This is a genomic window from uncultured Prevotella sp., assembly GCF_946407605.1.
GTDB lineage: Bacteria > Bacteroidota > Bacteroidia > Bacteroidales > Bacteroidaceae > Prevotella.
Genome location: NZ_CAMJOS010000007.1, coordinates 67,777 through 89,532, shown reverse-complemented (window position 1 = coordinate 89,532; position 21,756 = coordinate 67,777). Strand labels below are relative to the sequence as shown.

The following is a 21,756-nucleotide window of genomic DNA, read 5'->3' as shown; positions in this document are numbered from 1 at the left end:
TATTAGAGCTTGAACGATATGGTTCCCATGACAATACGTCCCGGATAGCGGTAAGGCAGATAGGAGGTGCCGCCAATCTCGTAATGGGTGTTGAACACATTGTCGCAGTCGAGCGAGAACTGCATAAAGTCGCTATAGTGGTACTTCAGGCGCAGGTCGAACAGACAGAGACCATCGAAATAGACGTCCTCGCTGTCCTTTATACGTGAATTGGCCTTGTTCAGCGTACGAGAGGTATAGCGTGCATTGCCACCCAGCCACAGCTGATGGTTGGCCTTGTTGAGCACACGATACTCGCCAGTGAGGTTGGCTATGCACCAGGGCACGCTATAGATATGGTGGTCGCTATAGTAATACTGCTCGGCACTGAGGGCGCGCTGCATGGTGGTGCTGAAACGCGAGTGGAACGAGGCTGAGTTATAGTTGAGCTCGACCTCGGCACCAGCAAGTTTCAAAGTACCAGCGTTGATATATTTTGCTACACCCATTTCGGTGCTGGGGTTATTACAGATCAAATCGGTCAGGTGGTTATAGAACAAGTTGACGTCGTAGTTGAAGTGATCGGTGATATTACCCAGGAAGTCGAGCTGGATGGCATTCATATATTCCGGCATCAAGTTTTCACTACCTCTGTAGGGATTAGTGGTATTCTGTCGGAAAAAGTATGGTGCATCAACAAATGAGCGTGAATAGGAGGCCTTGACACTGAACTTCTTCGAGGGGAGATAGACAAAGGCGACACGAGGCGAGTAGGCCTCGACAGTCATATCGTTGCTACGGAACTTCTTATCATAGCGCAGACCTGCATTTAAAATAAGGTTGTCAGAAAAATAGTGTTTACACTGAACGAATGCAGAGAAGCTCGTCTCTTGTCCATTATTAATTGGATTCTTAGACTCCCTTATCACAGTAGTAAAACGATCATAGTCTTCACCTATGAGAGCCTCATTGTCATAAAGTGTAAAGTATTCATAATGAATGCCTGCCAGCAAGTTTCCTTTCATAGCGCCAACTTTGTATGAAGCATCGCCCTTTAATACGCCACCAACCGTGTATTCTTCCCAATTACCGTCCTGATAAAGGTGATGGAATGTCTTGTTAATGAGATTGCCCTGGTCGTCGCGTTTAGGAGTGTAATCATCGGCAATGATGACATTAATTGTTGAATCAGAAACGACGGCATAGTCATAAAATCGGTATTTGTCGCCATAGACAGATGCATTTAAATTGAAGGAGCCAAAATTCTTGGAATAACCCAAATCAATGTGTGTCTCATCTATAGCGTATCCGATAGAGTTGCCCTGGAAGTGACGATAATTATCATAGTCATATACCTCGCCGAACCAGGAATACTGAGGTACCTGCTTGCCATATTTTTGGGAGAACATTAAGGTAAAATCACTAACGGTTAAATTCATACCAATGTCATAGGATGGTTTTCCTTCATAACGGCCTACGTAGGCATAGCCATCATGAGGCGTTTGTGAATAGCCAGTACCTGCGGGGATATTCAGTTTCTCACCCTGTGAGGTGTAGATTGAAGCCCATGCCAAAACGTCAACACCCATCAAAGAGGTTCCTGCAGTAAGGTCGGCTCGATGGGTGCCAAACGAACCATAACCGTATTTTCCCTTGACGCCATTGATCTCGCTGCCTTTTCTGGTGATGATATTGACCACAGCCGTCAAAGCCACGTTACCATACAGCGAAGAGGCAGGGCCTCGCAGCACCTCGATATGGTCAATCTTCTCAGTACTGATGGCGTAGTCGAGCTTGCCGTTGTTAGTGGAACGGGCATTCAGTCGGTGGCCGTTCTCCATGACGAGAATCTTCTCCTGACCAGAGGTATAGACGCCATGCATGGCATAGTTACAAAAAGAATAGCTGCACACATCGCTCATGCCAGGCACATAGGCTGCCAATATCTGTCCAATACTTCTGTTATTACTCAGCATGTCAATCATCTCGCGGGTGATGATGGTGACAGGCACAGGGGCCTCCTCGATCAACTCTTCCTGACCAGATGCCGTCTTAATGGTGGTGCCTCGGCCTTCGCGCAAGCGGTTGATCATATCGACAAAGCGCACAGGGTCTTCCAGCGAGCCGAAGAAATACTTGTTCTCCTGCAGCAGCAAGCTGGCATAATGCTCTGACTCCTCCGTCTGGTCGAGCGCCAGACAGCAAAGCGACATGAGGCGATAGGCTTTCTGCTTATCGGTACCATGGAAACTGCTCTCATTGTTTTTTAACAAGACGAGTGCAGAATCAAGCCGTCCAATATTATATGCATTCTCCGCTTGGGTATAGACATCTTGTGCCGTTGCCAATACCACCTCAAGCATCAGTGCGATAACTGCAATGTATCTTTTCATCATGACAGACAGTTTTTTATATTTTTTCTAAGTATAAGTTCGCGTATTGTGGTTCAAGCATTGTAAAATTATTTGCTGCGATAGTAACAACTTCGATTTGAGGCTGCAATTCATGCCAACGCTGCATATTGATTGAATCGCGACGGGCAAAACCTTCTTCATCAATTGTTAGCAGATTGACTGCCAGGAAAGGCTCTGGAGCTCTAAAAATAACCACATCGCCCTTGAATGACGGCATTGGGACATTATCAAGCGTTTTAGTGACTCTTTCGTGCTGGACCAGCCATTCATTGAATTTCTCTTGACGTTCGGGAGACATTTGATTAACAACAGCTTTTGGAGGCAACATCTGATGTACTTCTTCGTCAGTACGGAGAAGCGTATTCAGAACAACAATTTTTGGTGATTGCCCCGTCTCTGCCTGCCACTTAGCAGCACAACGGTAGGCCAGCTCACCACCAACGCAGTGACCTGTAAAAGCATGAACATGTGCATCAAACGGCAACACCTCATGGAGTAGCTTTACGTATCTTGCAATGATTTCAGACTTTAATTGATAATTAAACATCTCATCATAGTAATCGTCAAGAGAAGCAAAAATGAATACAGAGAATCTCGAGCACAATGCATCAAAATAAGTTTGCACCTGGTGAGGCGAGAAACCCTGAACAGCAACCACGATGGGTTTATTGGGATCGTATTTGTTCAGCCAATGCCCAAAAGACAACCCACGATTAACGATACTACGAATAGTCTTATAATTGAGGATATCGTTGACTTTCAGTCTTATGCCTTTCTTGTCTGCCATAGATGACAATTTGATGGCATCAAGAGAAGAAAGACCAAGTAGCGTCAGGTCGTTAGTTACACCAATATTGTTGATTCTCAACAGTGTTTTTGTCAAGTCGAGAAGAATTTTTTCTTTCTGGTTTGATGGTTCTACGAGAGTTCCAGTATTATCAAGTAGACTACTAACAGATTCATTCAGTTGTCGACGGTCTATTTTACCATTGGGCGTCTTAGGCATTTGATCTATTCTAATCAATTGGCTAGGTACCATATAACTGGGCAACTGTTCCATCAGCGTTTTCTGAATGTCAGGCAACTCTTTATTACTTTCAGATGTATAAAAAGCAACAAGAAACTCGACATTTTCCTGTTTATGTACAACAACAGCTGTGGAAATCACTCCAGGACAGAGACTGATCTTGTTTTCTATCTCCTCAGGCTCTATCCTATAACCATGTAGTTTAACTTGATTATCAATGCGGCCTATGTATTCCAGCAAACCGTCCTCGTTCCAACGGACCAAATCACCAGTGCGATACATTTTCTGGTCACTTAGGAAAGAACAGTCAACGAAGCGTTCCTTTGTCAGTTCTTCCTGTTTCCAATATCCGCGGGACATCTGCCGACCAATGAGACAAAGTTCACCAACAGTTCCTTGAGGAACTAAACGCCCCTCGTGATCAACAACGACAGAGATGCTGTTGGGAACGGGCCTTCCGATAGGAATATTACTATACTTTTCATCCTGATCCAGTATATAATAAGAGGAACAGACAGTAAATTCTGTTGGGCCGTAGCCATTAATGACTTTGGTAGTTCCTGTGGGAATATGTTGCATTTTCGAGCCTCCCAACATCAGATATCTGAGAGAAAGACTGTAATTACTTAGTATCTCTATGCCAAGTTGCGTACTTAAAGTGAGACCCGTTATTTTGTACCTCACGAAATAGTCATTCATTCCTTTTATGTCGTGACGCAAATCAGAAGAGAGAATATGAACTTGCGCACCCTTGACAAGAGGTGGCAACAGATCGTCGAGCGATGCGTCGAAACTAAAACTAGCATGCTGTGCACAACGCTCCTCTTGAGTCAGATGCAGAAGGTCAATACGGAATTGCAAGAATGCACTCAAGTTTTTATGATCAATCATCACTCCCTTAGGCTTTCCTGTCGTTCCTGATGTATAAATCATGTAGGCAAGACCTGATGGCTGCGAGAAATTGACGGGATAATCCGACGACTCATTGAAATCAAAATCATCGATGAGCAACTGCTTTTCTCTTGGGAAATATGGCTCTGTCTGACTTTCCTTCAACATGGTGTCTGTAGTAATTAACAGGTGAGCATCGGAATCTTTCAGCATAAAGGCAAGACGCTCCTTGGGATAATCACTGTCAAGTGGAATGTAGGCGCCACCAGCCTTGAACACAGCGAGCACAGCGATGAGGAACTCTTTGCGTCTGGGAAGCATAATAGCTACAAAGGTATCGGTGTTGACTCCCGCCTTTCTTAGTGCTGTGGCCAACAGGTCAGATCTGCGATCCAGTTCGGCATAGGTGATTCCTGAAACCTCATCAACTACAGCAATGTTATTAGGTGTAAGTTGGGCTTGACGATGGAAAAGATCTACAATTGTCTCTGTTTGGTCGTAATCTAAATGTTCGCCAGTTCCTAATGACAGAATGGCCTGTTGCTCATCATCGGACAGAATAGGAAGTTCGCAGAGACGTTTGCTCTCGGATTTAGAATTGAGGAAGCCTTCAAGAATGGTATCATAACAATGCATCAGTCTTTGGATATATGACTGAGTGTATTCGTTGCTATGGTATTCGGTGCGCAATATTAATTTGTTATTGTTGCATATGATTTCAAAAGCCAAATTCTCTCCAGTGGCATTCTCAATCAAGGGCTGATAGGTGAACCATTCACTATCACTTGATTTCAAGTCGCCTTGGTAAGCGAACAGGATATGGCTGTTGATAGCATTATTCATGGCTTTGATTTCAGCAAAAGAGAAAAGACTATTGCTCATACTACCCATCAGCTGTTGTTTTGCATCATGAAGCAAATCCTTAACAGTCGTTTCCTTATCCCATTTGGTATAGACTGGTAAGGTCTTGACGAGCATGGCCACCGTCCGCTGGGTCTTTAAATCTTGTCGCCCTGAATAGATTGTAGCGAAAAGTGATTCCTGTGCATGTGTGTTGATACCTAACAGATAGCCAAACACGGTGGTTGTCAGCACGTTAGGCGTGGCATTTAAACGATTGCATGCATCCTCCAATTGCTTGTAGTCAACAGTTAGTTCAAGATATTCTTGTCCAAAAGTGATTGGCGAATCCTGCTTCTCTGATATAGGAAGAGATGAAACCTTTATATCTTTGAAATGTTCCTTGTACCACGTTTTAGCAGAAAGGTATGCATCAGTCTTACGTGATGACTCCTCTTCTAAAGCAACTTCATATCCTGAAAAATCTTCCTTTTTGACAGGTAATTGCTCGTAAGCATCCTTTAAGTCTTGAAGGAGAATATTATAAGACATACCATCAAATATGATATGATGGAAGTCCATAAACAAATACTGTGTTTCAGGTGTCTTTAGGATACGCATGCGATAGAGGCGGTCATTGAGCAGGTCGAAAGGACAAATCAGTTTCTGCTCCAACTTTTCGAACTCTTGCTGAGTCAGAGTTTCCACGCTCTGATGGTATGGTTCAGCGTCATTCCGCAATTGTCTTGGATTACCTTGGCTATCAACAAATAATCGGGTCTTGACGAATGGATGGGCCTCAACAACCGTTTCACATGCTTTGGAAAGTCGGTCAATGTCAATTGTCGGCTTTAGTTGAAAAAGCATTCCATTATTATAAGCCACTTCTCCTTGACGCGACATGCACTCCACGTAAATACCTAACTGGGTCTGGCTAAGCGGATAGTCTTTCTGTAGTGCGTAACTGACTTGCTCATAGTGTGCGCAGACATCTGCAATATTCTTCGGCGTGCGATTCTCATATATCATCTGCGAAGAAAGAGCCAGTTCCGGACACAGAGACTGGACTTCCATCACTCTAATACTATCACCGCCAAGTTCAAAGAAATCGTCCTCAATACCAACATGGTCAACTGATAATGTCTTTTCAAAGGCTTCGCAGAGTTGACGCTCAGTATTATTGGTAGGTGCAGCGTATGGAGCCCGTACGTTATCTTCTGTCTTATTGACAGGAGAAACCAGTGACTTACGGTCTGTCTTTCCATTGGGAAGAAGAGGGAAGCTATCCATCTTCACAAAATAAGCAGGAACCATATATGCTGGCAGCTTAGAGCGCAAATACGCACGAATAGTATCTTCCGTAACGTTGTTATTGGCAATAAAATAGGCACACAGGAACTGCCTGTTCTTAGCGGAAAAGCCCTTGACAATTGCGTTTTCCACGCCTTCAACCTGCTTAATGACAGCCTCAACTTCACCTGGTTCTACACGCTGGCCATTGATCTTTACCATCCAGTCCTTACGATTAACATAAATGACATTGCCATCAGGTTGTTGATAAACAATATCACCTGTGTGTAACCATCCACCACTATAGAGTCTCTTAGTTAGTTCTGGTTCTTTGTAATAACCAGTGGTAAATTGTCCTCGAACACATAATTCACCTTCTTCCCCTTGTGCGACAGGCTTGCCCTTCGAATCCAAAATACAATACTCAACATCTTTGTCTGGCTTGCCGATAGGTGTGTTTTCGTATTCTTTATCTACGAGAAATGAAAAAATAGCACCACCAGTCTCTGTCTGCCCATAACGATTATAAATCTTAAAATCAGAAGATGCTATTCTTGAGAGCCTCTCAGATGCTGCAATTACAACTTTTAGATAGGGTGACTTGTTGTGAAAATAGGCGAGAGCATTGGGAGGAATGAAAACAAACTCTATTTGGTGTTTTTTTAGATAAGTTTCAAACAGACGGATATCTTTAATGATTTCTAACGGAATGATGTTGGCTGTACCACCTTTTAGAAGAATTGTATATAGTTGTTTACAAGCAACAAAATACATGGGAGCCGTGATTCCCATGACGGTAATATTCTCCTCGTCGATTATTGACTCATCTGAAGGAGGAATTCTAAAAGATGCGAAGGTGTCTATCACGCCTTTAGGAGTTCCAGTACTACCAGAAGTATAGAAAAGCGCATTGATATCATCCTCGTTAGGAAGAACATAGTCTTCTATTGGTTCTGTCTTCATCATTGCTTGAACAACATCGTCATTAATTAATAATGGCGATTCACAATGATGCATGATATAGTCGATGCGGTCTTGGGGATATTTATCACCCATAGGAACGATAGCATGTCCTGCTAACCAAATGCCAATTTCTGAAGCTACATACTCCATTGATGTCGGCAAGCAGATACCTATAAAGGAGTGAGGGGAATATTGTTTTTGCTGTAAATATGCTGCTACTCTGCAGGCATTCGTGAATAATTCTTTATATGTGGTCTGTCGCTGGCCATTTTGGTCAACGACAGCTACCTTGTCTTCATTCGCCTTGAATGAATCCAAAAGCCTAAGAATAAATTTAGCTTTGTTTGGTTGTAACATGTATTACTTCTTGATAGGTATCTCAAATGTGAAGCTGGTACCTTGTCCGAGCTTGGAATCGAAGGAAAGTTTGCCTCCATGTTTGTTCTCAATAATATCGCGGGTGATGCCCATGCCGAGTCCAGTACCCTGCCCTACAGGTTTGGTGGTGAAGAAATTATCGAAGAGACGCTGCTTCACCTCGTCGCTCATGCCTGTACCATTATCCTTGATGACGATTCTCAGCATATCGCTGGCTGACACCTCAACTTCTATCGTGGGCTGATAGTCGGACTCCTGCTGACTGCGCTGACGGACGGCATAGCAGGCATTGTTCATGATGTTGAGAACAGCACGACTTAGGTCCTGGGGAATGACCATCATCTGGGGGATGCCCTCCTGATAGTTCTCCTTGATGCTGATGTTGAAGCTCTTGTCATTGGCACGCATAGCATGATAGGCCAGCCACACATACTCCTTCACCAGACGGCAGACGTCTGTAGGCAGGTACTCGTTGTCCTTGCCTCGCGACATAAGCAGGATGCCACGGATGATGCTGATAGCTCGCTCGCCGTGTTCCACAATCTTTGCCATATTCTCTTTCAGGTCGGCTACGATATCTTCCACTTCCTCGCGGTCATCGTCAGACAGCTTATCCTCATTGTCCTCAACAATATCTGTCAGGTCGCCCAACAGCTTATCGGACATCTTGCTGAAGTTGATGACAAAGTTCAGCGGGTTTTGAATTTCATGGGCTATGCCTGCACTGAGCAATCCCAGCGATGCCAGTTTCTCCTGTTCCTTCAGTTTCTGTTGCAGGTCTTCCATTTGCTTCTCCATAGTCGTATCAGTTTTGAAGAATTGGTAATGTGATTGTGAATTCTGTATAAACGTCCTTCTCTGACTTCACGCTGATATCGCCGCCGAGGTTCTGAATAATCTCACGGCTCAGATACAGACCTACACCAGCGGCCTCGCCAGTAGGTTTCGTGGTAAAGAAGGGGTCGAAAATCTTGTCTATGATAGTATCCTCGATGCCAATACCATTATCGCAGATGACAATGATGTAATGGTCATCGGAGGTGCTGACGCTGACACTTACCTCTGGGGCATACTGCTCGCGCTGTGCCTTCTTGACGACAGCATAGACGGCATTGCCCAGCATACTCATCATCGTCATGCTCATCTGCTCGGGATTACCTTTGATGTTAATAACATCCATAGGAATATTGAACAGAGTCTTGATGCCATATTTCTTGATATCAGCGTCGAAATAGTTATGAACCATCTCCTCGTCCTGATTTAACACAGGAACAAGATCCATAGCGATGATGCCACCACTACGGTCTTTCAGCATCTCCTCCATAGCCTTCAGCGTGCGAGTGGTGTTGACACCGTGTTGTTCCACCTTCTGCAGGTTCTGGTCAAGCATATCGATGACATCCATCGTATCCTCAAAGGTATCCTGAGTCATGTGCTCTTCCTCGTCCTCGATGTTGGCTTTCAGGTCTTTCAGCAAACCACACGACAGTTTGGAGAAGTTGTTGATATAGTTCATGGGGTTGAGGATGCGGTCGATAAGACCTTGGGTCAGCTTACCTGCCGTAGCCATCTTCTCCTGACGGATGAGCTCTTTCTGAGCCTGGGCCAGTTCGTCGAGTGCTGCCTGTAAGCTCTTTGACTTCTCTTCAATCTCGTCCTTCTGTTTTACCACCTCGGCAGTACGCTCCTGCACGATATTCTCCAGACGAATTTTATCCTTCACCAGCTGTCGCATGCGCCACATGACGATGAGATAGATAATAAAGGCGAATATCAAGGCGTAGAGTAGCACCATGTACCAACGCATGAAGAACGGATAGCGGATTCTGAAGTCAAGCTTCACGGAATCCGTAGTCCTGCCAAAGGCATCAACGGCCTGCACCTCAAAAGTATAGTAGCCATAGGCTATGTTGGTGAAAGTGGTAGAAGTGTTGGTAGACCATACTGACCACGCGCCATTATTGACACGGTGACGATAGCGTGCATCACCAGAAAGGGGCGGATAGTCAAGGGCATAGGAGATGGTGATATTACGCTGGTCACTATCGAAAGTCGACAACTTCTCGGGCTGCGGACCAAAACCTCCCCAGATAACACTGTCGGCATTGAGCACCACAGAACGAATAAACAACTGCGGTGTCGTCGTCATAGAGACATCAGTAAACTGATGTCCTATGGTAATCAGGCCGAACTCACCACCAAACCAAAGGAAGTCCTTTTGGTGAAGCAGGGCCTTGATGACATAATTGGAGAAAGGAGCAAGTTCCTGCTGGTAGGCCTCAACGCGCTTGTTGTCCTTCAGGGCATAGAGATGCCTACCTTCATAGTTGGTCATCCAGGTGTAGCCATACTTGTCGGTGATGGTAAACAGAGGATAGTCGTTGCCCTCGGCAGATGTGATGACGTCAACCATTCCGTCTTTGATAACCATAGAGGCCACAGTCTGACTATCGGATACCAATTTGAAGTTGGACTCGTCCTTGCTCCTGTTCCATACCTGTCCGTAGATATCCTGAATCCACAGGCAGTCGTTATTGTCGAGATGGATATCTGTGGCTTTCTCTACATCGGCAACAAGAGTGCCATCGCCATTTGTATAAAGCATCACTTGGTTCAGCTCACCACAATAGAACCTGTCAGGAGTACCCATCACGGAGATAGCACTCTCGTGAGACAATTGACGCGCAGTGCCGTATTTGGGAATACTATAGACACCCACACCAGTAGCAGCCAACAGACTCTTGCCTGTCTGATACAACTGCGAGCAGCCGTGAGTGACACCTTCCACAGGTTCGAAAAAGTTGCCCATACGACGGAAGACACCATTAGAGGTGCTGACGAAGATGACAGAGTCTAACTGCTCGATGTCAGAAATCTCACCTTTAATACCTTCTGTGAGGCCATAGTGAGCATATTTCGACGGGATGGCCATCGCAAAGAGACCCTTGTTGGTAGCTCCCCAGAGGGTGCCGTGTCCATCGTAGCTGATACTGTTGATGGTATTGCTGCTAAGACCGTTGTCCTCACTATAATGACAGACGACCTTACCTTTATTATCTTCGATGAAGAGTCCGTTACCCTCCATGATGTTGACACGCAGTTCATCGTCCAAGGTAATCTGATGGGTATAGTTGTGGATTTCTTCCAGGTTGCCCGTCTCAACAACGGACTCACCCTTCACCAGATAGCTTTTGCCGTTAGACAGACGGAAGCCCAACTGCCCATTGACCTCACGAAGCTGCCCCACCTCACCACGAATGTTGCCTAAATTGATAGCATGAAGCATCGGCGAACCCTGGTTGTCGGTATCCAGATAGCCCAGGAAGTTATATCCAGCAGCCCAAAGACGGTCCTGCTTGTCACAGTAGAGCGAGGTAACACGCGTGATACCTGGCGTATGGATGATGTGCCAATTGGCTTTGTCGTAATAGAGCAGACCTTCAAAGTTGGCCACATAGACTATACCGTTCTTACCTGCATAGATATCGAAATTGATATTATGCGCCTTGTAGTCCTCTGCCATATATGCTTTCAGCAGAGGAATGCCCTGTGCCCAGTTTGCTGTGGGAATAGCAGACAGCATGGCAATGATGATATGTAGTGTAAACCGTTTCATTTGCCTTTGTTTATAAACGTCTCGAAGGGTATCTGGTTACCAATATAGTACTCCCATTCCTCTTGAGTGAAGTTACGTTTCAGGTTGGCAAGCACCTTGTCTGCCATCAGCTCCACAGAAATGGTGGTATAGTTCAGGTTACCGTTCTGGTCGCCTGTCCATATATGCTCTTTGTCTTTAGAGACGGTGAAGGTGCCTATCCACTGGTTGGTGTTCATCACCGTGATGGGCTCAATCTTATCGTAACTGGTATTCCAGAACTTCACCGTACCATCGTAGCTGGTTGAGAAAAGCAGGTCGTTCTCGAATCTCACTCTTGAAATCCTGGAGCGGTGGCCCACTAGTCGATGCATCTGTCCTGAAGGTTCGAAATAATAGATGGTACCATCACTGGTGCCGAAAGCCTTGTCGCCCTTATCGGTATTAAAGTTACAGGAAGTGACGGGCTGACTGAACGGCAGCTTCTCGGATGTTACCTTACTCAGTTGGAAATCAACGCTATACATACCTCCCTTGACACCAAACAGATAGATATGGGAGGCATCATTACCAGCAATTCTGCACTCGAAGTTCAGCGGCAGGGTCTTTATCACCTTCAGCGTATTGGCGTCAATGAGAAGCATATTTCTCTCTGCCGTCACAATCAACTGATTGTCAACCTTGCTGAATAGTCTGAAGGGATGGCTAACTCCTTCCAAGAAAACCTCCTGTATATCATTACCCTTGACTTTCAACAGATGGCCCGTATAGCTTATAATATAATAGGTGTCATCACGGACAATGATATCACGGAAGTCATACTTACTGTTAGCATAGATAGTACGCGTATGATGACGGCCGTCCTTGAATTCGTTATAGGTTATCTCACCATAGTTTGAGAGGGCAAGGATATTGTTGGTATTAGGAACCTTCAGACTCTGCGTGATGGTGCCTCTACCAACCGACCATTGTACGTTGTTCTCACTGGTCAGCGCAAGCGCCTCATAGATGGCGGGGTTATAGACATCGCCATTATAACGCTTGGTGAAGAGATAGGAGGCATAGGACAGAAGAGCTGCCAACTCGCGGTTGCCTGTGTTCTGCTGGTTGACAGCCTGGGCACCAAGACTTCGTGCCAAGGCTATATAACTCAGCGTGTCAGCCACACTACGAGAGTATTCGGCTTCCTGCTGACGCTGCACAGCCAGCTGACGCTGTGTCTCTGCCACATCAGAAGCCTCCACAGCCTTACGCTCTGACTCTCGGGCTGCCAACTCGGCTTGATGGGCCCTCTGCTGCTCCTGCTCAGCCTGCATTCGCATCTCGTTAGCTACGATGGTCTGCTCCTCAGCTTCCTTGCGCCGCTCATCGCTGATAATCTGCTGTTCACGGGCAATCTCCTCCATCTGTGTGCTGATGTGCTGGACAATCACAGACTGTTTCTCTTTCTGGCCCAATTCGGCCAGCTGCTGTTCCAACGACTCTGTCTTTTCCAACTGCGAATAGTAAAAGCCAAAGCCCGCAAGACATCCTGCCCCAAGAACGACACAGGCAAGTCCCCACAGCAAATTATTCCTAACCTGTTCTTTCAAAACCTATTACTTACGTTTAAAGGATAATATGGTGATATCATCGCTCTGAGGAGCGCCATCGACGAAAGTCTTCACGCTGCTAAGCAGACCGTCAACAGTCTCGTGGCAGGTCTTGCCACTCAACTGGTTCAATGCCTCCTCCAGGCGTGGGTCTCCAAATTCTTCAAAGCTATTGTTGACAGCCTCGTTCACACCGTCGGTATACGTCACCAGCATGTCGCCCTTCTCCATCTGAAGGGAGCCAGCGTTGAAGCTAAGGCCCTCAATGGCACCAATCATACAGTTGGTGCTGGTAGGCAGCGCCTCCACCTGTCCATTGGCATGAATCAGGTAAGGAGAGTTGTGGCCTGCATTACAGTACACCACCTCGCCAATCTTGGTGTTATAGATGGCATAGAACACGGTGACGAACATACAGTTGACCGACTCCTTACAGAGCAGGTCGTTGGAACGGGTAATGGTGTCTTCAGGCGCATTTCCCTGCATGCCGATGGCACGGATGAGGGTACGGCTGACAGCCATGAAGATAGCAGCAGGAACACCCTTGCCGCTAACGTCGGCCATCACGAAGCCTATGCGGTCTTCATCGATACGGAAGAAGTCGTAGAAGTCACCACCCACATCCTTGGCTGGAGTCATCGAGGCAGCCACGTCGAGAATATCATCAAACTCTGGGAATGGCGGGAACACACGAGGCAGGATGGCCTGCTGTATCTCGCCAGCCACAGCGAGGTCGGTCTTCAGCGACTCCAGCTGGGTGTGCTCCTGTTGCGACTGCTTGATGTAGTTAATCTGCTCAATAGCCTTCTCAATGGTAACACTCAGGTCATCGAGGTCGATAGGCTTTGTGGCGAAGTCAAAGGCGCCATTGTTCATAGCCTGTCGGATGTTACCCATATCGCCATAAGCCGATACCATGATGCACTTCAGGGCAGGGTTCTGCATCTCGTTGATTTTCGTCAGCAGGGTCAGTCCGTCCATCTCAGGCATGTTGATATCACTGAGGATGATGTCGATGTCCTTGTGCTGCAACATCATGGTCAGCGCTTCCACACCGTTATGTGCGAAATAGAACTCATACTCTCCCTTACGGATCTTTCTTCTAAAGTATTGTGTCAAGAGCAACTCGAGATCGTTCTCATCATCGACACTAAGAATCTTTGTTGGCATATAAATGTGATTTAGTAGTTATTTCTTGTTATTATGAACAGAGCACCGTCAGACCAGCCATCACGATGCTGACCATTGACATGAGCTTGATAAGGATGTTCAGACTCGGACCACTGGTATCCTTGAAGGGGTCGCCTACGGTGTCGCCTACGATAGTAGCCTTATGGGCAAACGAGCCCTTGCCGCCAAAGTGACCTTCCTCAACCATCTTCTTGGCATTGTCCCAGGCACCTCCGGCATTAGCCATAAAGACAGCTAACGTGAAGCCACATGCCAGTCCGCCCACCAAGAGACCCAGCACACCGGCAATGCCGAGCACACAGCCTACAATAATGGGGATAGCGATGGCAAGCAGCGAGGGAACCACCATCTCGTGCTGGGCAGCACGGGTAGAGATCTCTACGCAAGAGCCATAGTCGGGAGTGCCCGTTCCTTCAAGGATACCCTTGATCTCACGGAACTGACGACGCACCTCTTCCACCATCTTCTGAGCAGCACGACCTACGGCCTCCATGGTGAGTCCGCAGAACAGGAAGGCAGCCATAGCACCAATAAAGGCTCCCACCAGAACGCGGGGGTTCATCAGGTTCACCTGGAAATAGTTCATGAAATCAGGAATGGTGGCATTCATCGCATCAATCTGCTGTCCTGCCAGATTCACGATAAAGTCACCAGAACGGTGCATCGCAATCTTCACCTCTTCTATATAAGAAGCCAGCAGTGCCAGGGCGGTGAGGGCGGCAGAGCCAATGGCAAAGCCCTTACCAGTGGCAGCAGTAGTGTTGCCCAGGGCGTCGAGGGCATCAGTACGATGACGAACCTCCTCACCCAGCTCACTCATCTCGGCATTACCGCCAGCATTGTCGGCAATAGGTCCATAGGCGTCAGTAGCCAGCGTGATGCCCAGCGTAGAAAGCATACCCACGGCAGCGATACCAATGCCATAGAGTCCTTGAGAGAGGGCTGCGGCATTCATATCCATCACAAAGCCGTTGGCACAGAGGTAACTCAGCATGATGGCCACACCAATGGTGACCACAGGGATGCAAGTCGACATCATACCTGTGCCGATACCCTTGATAATCACGGTAGCAGAACCTGTGAGACCAGCCTCAGAGATTTTCTGTGTGGGCTTATAGGAATGCGAGGTATAGTATTCTGTGGCCTGTCCGATGATGACACCAGCAGCCAGACCTGTGATGACTGAGAACGAGAGTCCCAGCCAGTTATCAATCTGCAACAGATAGAGGATGCCAAAGGTGGCGGCTGCGATGAACAAAGCCGACACATTAGTACCCAAGGACAGCGAGCGAAGCAAGTCTTTCATCGTGGCACCTTCCTTGGTGCGGACGAGGTAGATACCCAAGATGCTGAGGAACACACCTACAGCAGCAATCAGCATAGGAGCGATGACGGCCTTGAGCTGCATCTCGCCTGAAGCGGCAAAGGCCACAGCACCCAGGGCAGCTGTCGACAGGATAGAACCGCAATAGCTCTCATAGAGGTCAGCACCCATACCAGCCACGTCGCCTACGTTGTCACCAACATTATCGGCAATGGTAGCAGGGTTGCGGGGGTCGTCCTCAGGGATGTCGGCTTCCACCTTACCTACGATGTCGGCACCTACGTCGGCTGCCTTGGTGTAGATACCACCACCCACACGGGCAAAGAGTGCCTGTGTGGAAGCACCCATACCAAAGGTCAGCATAGTGGTGGTGATGGAGATGAGTCCATCGGGATCGAAAGCATTCAAGACTAGGAACCACACAGCAATATCGAGAAGACCCAGGCCTACGACGGTGAGACCCATCACAGCACCAGAGCGGAAGGCTATCTTCAAGCCACCATCCAGGCTCTGACGGGCCGCATTGGCAGTACGGGCTGAGGCATAGGTGGCCGTCTTCATACCAAAGAAACCAGCCAGTCCACTGAAGAATCCTCCTGTGAGGAAGGCACCTGGCACCCAGGGGTTCTGTACGCCAAAGCCATAGGCCATAATCGAGAAGATAATGGCAAGAACGACAAACACGATGAGCACGACCTTGTACTGCTGCTTCAGGTATGCCATTGCGCCACGACGCACATGCCCTGCAATTTCTCGCATTCTGGGTGTGCCTTCATCGGCTTGCATCATGCTACGGAAGAACAGAAAAGCCATGCTCAGGGCTACGACTGAGGCTACTGGAACGAGCCAAAATTCAAATGGAATGGTCATATTGTTTTTTAAAAAATTAAAAGTTTTGTTTGTTTTCGAGCGCAAATTTACGAAATAATTCTTAAATGATGAACATAAAACCCTATTTTTTTGTAACTTTGCACCATATTAATTATAAAATGAAATGAATTTGCATATTTTTAACCCAGAACACGACATTGCACTGGCATCAAACCTCAGCAATTTCACAGCTCCCCATGCAGGCAGGCAACTGCGTCATGACTTAGGATTCCTGCCAGAGGTGTGGGCCGAGGAAGGTGACTGCATCCTGGTCGATGACGTGGAACTGGCACAATATGAGGGTAAGAAGTTCCTGCAAGCAATAACACGACAACTCGGCAGAAGTGCGAGCCGACCAAGCTACCAGTTTGTGCCGTATAAGCCATCAGCATGCCTTCAGCAGACTACCAGTGTGATGCCTTGGGGCTGGGACAGGGCACTGAAAGCCCGACTGAATAGAATCGGCATTGCTCAAGAACTAATGCCCTCTGACCAGCAACTCGACGATATCCGCAACCTTTCTCATCGACGTACCTCGGCCATGCTGCTGCCACAACTGCAAACAGACGGCACCATTGGCGAAGCCTTTGAATGCACAACGCCTGACGAGGTAGAAGGTCTGCTGAACTGCTATGGACGTGTCATCATGAAAGCCCCGTGGTCGTCAAGCGGAAGAGGCTTGCGCTTCCTCGACGTGCAACATACGCCCCTGCAGATGCAGGCTGGTTGGCTGAAGAACCTGCTGGCAGCACAAGGGTCGGTCATGGTGGAGCCATATTACAACAAGGTAAAGGATTTCGGCATGGAATTCACCTGTACTGCTGAGGGCGAGATTCGCTACGAAGGCCTCTCACTTTTCCATACTGCCAATGGTGCTTACATCGGTAATATATTGGCCACAGAGAACGCTAAACTAGAAACGATAAGTCGTTATATATCAATAGATTTAATTAATGTCATAAAAGAAAAGATTTGCCATCTACTCTCCCCTATCCTCACTGGTCGCTACGAGGGTCCTTTCGGGGTCGACATGATGATTACCGAGGGTGGTCTGCACCCCTGTGTCGAGATTAATCTGCGTCTCACCATGGGTCATGTGGCGTTGTCATTATCACCCCACGATGATGATATTCTGAGGGTGATGCGCATCGAATATTCGGGCAATAAATACCAGATGAAGATACAGAAAATGAAATAATTGCAAATATTCTTGCAGTAAACAGATTTTTTGCTTATCTTTGCGGTCTCGAACTAAAAACTTTTTATAATAATACATTATTAACTATGTCAAACAACAAAGAAAAACTCTTTACCGAGTTTACAGCGCCAACCAAACAGGAATGGTTGGACAAGATTGAAGTGGACCTGAAAGGTGCCGACTTCCAGAAGAAACTCGTGTGGAGAACAAATGAAGGTTTTAACGTACAGCCCTTCTATCGTCGCGAAGACCTGGCTGACATGAAGACACCTGACGCTCTGCCAGGCGAATTCCCGTTCGTTCGTGGCAACAAGAAGGACTCTAACGAGTGGTATGTCCGCCAAAACATCGTGGTAGGCGGCGACCCTGTAGCTGCCAACAAAAAGGCGCTGGACATCCTGATGAAGGGTGTCGACAGCATCGGCTTCAAGCTGGGACACGATGAGGTCAACGCCGAGTATATCGACGCCCTGTTGAAGGACATCTGCCTCGATTGTGTCGAGGTGAGTTATCGTGCCTGTATGCGCCATACCCTCGAACTGGCCGACCTGCTGGTGGCCTATTTCGAAAAGAAGGGCTACGACAAGGAGAAGATTGTCGGTGGTGTAGGCTTCGACCCCATCGAGCGTATGCTGATGAAGGGCAAGGACTCCACGTTCCTGCTGCCCAACATGCCGAAACTCGTGGAGAAGCTGAAAGACTATCCCAACCTGCGTTGTGTTATGGTTCACAGCGACCTGCTGAACAATGCAGGCGCCTATATCGTACAGGAAATGGGTTACGCCCTGGCCTGGGGTAATGAATACCTGCAGCAGCTTACCGATGCTGGTATCGATGCCGATCTTGCTGCCAAGAAGATTAAGTTCTACATGGGCATCTCTGAGAACTACTTCATGGAGATTGCCAAGTTCCGCGCCTGCCGCATGCTGTGGGCACAGATTGTGAAGCAGTACGAGCCCAAGTGCGACTGCGCCTGCAAGATGATCATCAACGCCTCTACGTCTACCTATAATCAAACAGTATTCGACTCTTACGTCAACCTGCTGCGCTCACAGACCGAGGCTATGAGTGCCGCCCTGGGTGGTGTTCACTCCATGGTGGTCACGCCGTTCGATGCGCCCTATGAGAAGCCGACAGACTTCAGCGAGCGTATTGCACGCAACCAGCAGCTGATTATCAAGGAGGAGAGTCACTTCGACCGTATCGTCGACCCAGGTGCTGGTTCTTACTATATCGAGCACCTCACCAACGCGCTGGCACAGGAGGCTTGGAAGTTGTTCCTTAAGATTGAGGACGAGGGCGGATTCCTCGCTGCTGTGAAGGCTGGTACCGTCCAGGCCGACATCAACGCCACCAACGACAAACGTCATGGTGATGCTGCCAAGCGTAAGGAGTTCCTGCTGGGCACCAACCAGTTCCCCAACTTCACCGAGAAGAGCGAGGGTAAGGAGCCAGTATGTTGCGACTGTGTCGCAACCCACGCTGGCGACGCCGACGTCCCCGCCCTCAAGATCAGCCGCATGGCTTCTGACTTCGAGACCCTGCGTCTGACGACGGAGAAGGCCAAGAAGGTGCCTGTGGCCTTCATGCTGACCATTGGTAACCTGGCCATGCGTCAGGCTCGTGCACAGTTCTCGTGCAACTTCCTGGCTTGTGCTGGTTATAAGGTGATTGATAACCTTGGATTCAAGACCGTTGAAGAAGGTGTTGATGCCGCTTTAGAGGCTAAGGCCGATATTGTGGTTATCTGCTCTAGCGACGATGAGTATGCCGAGTATGCTATCCCAGCCTTTAAGTACTTGAATGGTCGTGCGATGTTCGTAGTAGCAGGTGCACCAGCTTGCATGGAAGACCTGAAGGCCGCTGGCATCGAGAACTTTGTTCACGTTAAGTGCAACGTGCTCGAGACTTTGAAAGAATATAATCAGAAACTTGGTATTTAAAGAATAGGAGACTTGAATTATGCGTAAACAGTTTAAAGATATTGATATCTATGCAGGCATCAAGGCTCAGGATGGTGCCAAGTGGATTAAAGATAATGGTATTGAGGCCAACTGGAAGACCCCCGAGCACATCGATGTTCGTCCTGTCTACACGAAAGAAGACCTCGAAGGTATGGAGCACCTCGACTTCACAGCCGGTATCCCTCCCTATTTGCGTGGTCCGTACAGTATGATGTATCCGTTCCGCCCGTGGACTATCCGTCAGTATGCCGGATTCTCTACTGCCGAGGAGTCGAATGCATTCTATCGCCGTAACCTCGCTTCTGGTCAGAAGGGCCTTTCTGTAGCCTTCGACCTGCCGACGCACCGTGGTTACGACCCCGACAACCCCCGTGTGGTGGGCGATGTAGGTAAGGCTGGTGTATCAATCTGTAACGAGGAGAACATGAAGGTGCTCTTCAGCGGTATCCCCTTGAATAAGATGTCGGTTTCTATGACCATGAACGGTGCCGTGCTGCCTATCCTGGCATTCTACATCGTAGCAGGTCTGGAGCAGGGCGCTCAATTAGAAGAAATGGCTGGAACCATCCAGAACGATATCCTGAAGGAGTTCATGGTGCGTAACACCTATATCTATCCCCCTGCATTCTCAATGAAGATTATCGCTGATATCTTCGAGTATACCTCACAGAAGATGCCTAAGTTCAACAGCATCTCTATCTCTGGTTATCACATGCAGGAGGCAGGCGCTACAGCTGATATCGAGCTGGCTTACACTCTCGCTGATGGTATGGACTACCTGCGTACTGGTGTTAATGCTGGTATCGATGTTGATGCTTTCGCTCCACGACTCTCGTTCTTCTGGGCTATCGGTATGAATCACTTCATGGAGATTGCTAAGATGCGTGCTGGTCGACTGCTGTGGGCTAAGATTGTTAAGAGTTTCGGCGCTAAGAATCCTAAGTCTTTGGCTCTGCGTACCCACTCGCAGACTTCTGGTTGGAGTCTTACCGAGCAGGATCCATTCAATAACGTAGGTCGTACCTGTATTGAGGCTATGGCTGCTGTATTGGGTCACACCCAGTCGCTGCACACCAATGCACTTGATGAGGCTATCGCTCTGCCTACCGACTTCTCTGCCCGTATCGCTCGTAACACTCAGATCTACATCCAGAATGAGACTAAGGTGTGCAAGCAGATCGACCCATGGGCTGGTTCGTACTATGTTGAGACACTCACTAACGAGCTGGTTCACAAGGCTTGGGAGCACATTCAGGAGATTGAGAAGCTTGGCGGTATGGCCAAGGCCATCGAGACTGGTCTGCCAAAGATGCGTATCGAGGAGGCTGCAGCCCGCACTCAGGCTCGTATCGACTCAGGCTCACAGACCATCGTTGGTATCAACAAGTATCGCTTGGATCACGAGGATCCTATCGATATCCTCGAGGTCGACAATACCGCTGTACGTAAGCAGCAGGAGGAGTGCTTGAAGGAGGTTCGTGCAGCTCGCGATGAGGCCGCTTGTAAGGAAGCTCTCAAGGCTATCACAGAGTGCGTTCGCGACTTCAAGGAAGGTCGTAAGAGCAAGAACAACCTGCTCGACTTGGCTGTAAAGGCCGCTCAGCTGCGTTGTACTCTTGGTGAGATTTCAGATGCCTGCGAGGAGATCGTAGGTCGTTATAAAGCAGTAATCAGAACAATTTCAGGCGTGTATAGTTCAGAATCTAAGAACGATAAGGACTTTGAGTTGGCATGTAAGCTGACTGATGAGTTCGCTGAGAAGGAAGGTCGCCGTCCTCGTATCTTCATCGCCAAGATGGGACAGGATGGTCACGACCGTGGTGCAAAGGTTGTAGCAACGGGTTATGCTGACTGCGGTTTCGACGTAGATATGGGACCGCTGTTCCAGACTCCAGCCGAGGCTGCTCGCGAGGCTGTTGAGAACGATGTTCACATCGTAGGTGCTTCTTCTCTGGCTGCTGGTCACAAGACGCTTATTCCACAGCTCATCGAGGAACTGAAGAAGCTGGGACGTCCCGACATCATGGTCACCGCTGGTGGCGTGATTCCCGCCCAGGACTACGACTTCCTCTATAAGGCTGGTGTGGCTTGCATCTTCGGCCCTGGTACCCGCATCCCCTACTCTGCTATCGAGATGATGAAGATTCTGCTCGACAAAGAGTAATCACAAGCAATAATCAAAGAGAGGGTGTGTCATTCATTTGGCGCACCCTCTTTTTAAAGACCTATAATACCTTTCT

10 protein-coding genes are annotated in these 21,756 nt (G+C 47.8%); 3 read left to right on the top strand and 7 right to left on the bottom strand.

What is annotated here, in order from left to right; translation table 11 throughout:
- Positions 1 to 2: 2 nt before the first annotated feature.
- From Q0R57_RS05090 to Q0R57_RS05060, 7 genes are read right to left on the bottom strand one after another with little or no spacing between them, the layout of a single operon-like run.
- Positions 3 to 2,375, bottom strand: coding sequence for a TonB-dependent receptor (locus Q0R57_RS05090; protein ID WP_294744325.1), 2,373 nt, complete (start codon positions 2,373 to 2,375; stop codon positions 3 to 5).
- A gap of 13 nt (positions 2,376 to 2,388) precedes the next feature.
- A complete protein-coding gene (locus tag Q0R57_RS05085) occupies positions 2,389 to 7,761 on the bottom strand; it encodes a non-ribosomal peptide synthetase (RefSeq protein WP_294744324.1) in 5,373 nt (1,790 codons plus the stop codon).
- A 3-nt stretch (positions 7,762 to 7,764) separates the two neighbouring features.
- Complete coding sequence (locus tag Q0R57_RS05080) at positions 7,765 to 8,580, bottom strand: HAMP domain-containing sensor histidine kinase (protein WP_294744323.1); 816 nt, start codon at positions 8,578 to 8,580, stop codon at positions 7,765 to 7,767.
- 7 nt (positions 8,581 to 8,587) lie between these two features.
- A complete protein-coding gene (locus Q0R57_RS05075) occupies positions 8,588 to 11,398 on the bottom strand; it encodes an ATP-binding protein (protein WP_294744322.1) in 2,811 nt (936 codons plus the stop codon).
- Entirely contained in the window at positions 11,395 to 12,969 is a 1,575-nt protein-coding gene (locus Q0R57_RS05070) for a hypothetical protein (protein WP_294744321.1), read from the bottom strand. The genes Q0R57_RS05075 and Q0R57_RS05070 overlap by 4 nt, the downstream gene beginning before the upstream one ends.
- 6 nt (positions 12,970 to 12,975) lie before the next feature.
- Positions 12,976 to 14,139 carry a SpoIIE family protein phosphatase gene (locus Q0R57_RS05065; protein ID WP_294744320.1) on the bottom strand — a complete coding sequence of 388 codons (1,164 nt, stop codon included), beginning with the start codon at positions 14,137 to 14,139 and terminating at the stop codon, positions 12,976 to 12,978.
- Between the two features lie 31 nt (positions 14,140 to 14,170).
- Positions 14,171 to 16,354 carry a sodium-translocating pyrophosphatase gene (locus Q0R57_RS05060; RefSeq protein ID WP_294744319.1) on the bottom strand — a complete coding sequence of 728 codons (2,184 nt, stop codon included), beginning with the start codon at positions 16,352 to 16,354 and terminating at the stop codon, positions 14,171 to 14,173.
- A 124-nt stretch (positions 16,355 to 16,478) separates the two neighbouring features.
- Between Q0R57_RS05060 and Q0R57_RS05055 the strand changes: the two genes are divergently transcribed.
- From Q0R57_RS05055 to scpA, 3 genes are all read left to right on the top strand, one after another.
- Complete coding sequence (locus tag Q0R57_RS05055) at positions 16,479 to 17,552, top strand: hypothetical protein (RefSeq protein ID WP_294744318.1); 1,074 nt, start codon at positions 16,479 to 16,481, stop codon at positions 17,550 to 17,552.
- An 86-nt stretch (positions 17,553 to 17,638) separates the two neighbouring features.
- Positions 17,639 to 19,495, top strand: coding sequence for a methylmalonyl-CoA mutase small subunit (gene mutA / locus Q0R57_RS05050; protein WP_294744317.1), 1,857 nt, complete (start codon positions 17,639 to 17,641; stop codon positions 19,493 to 19,495).
- 19 nt (positions 19,496 to 19,514) lie between these two features.
- Positions 19,515 to 21,680 carry a methylmalonyl-CoA mutase gene (gene scpA, locus Q0R57_RS05045; protein ID WP_294744316.1) on the top strand — a complete coding sequence of 722 codons (2,166 nt, stop codon included), beginning with the start codon at positions 19,515 to 19,517 and terminating at the stop codon, positions 21,678 to 21,680.
- Positions 21,681 to 21,756 lie beyond the last annotated feature (76 nt).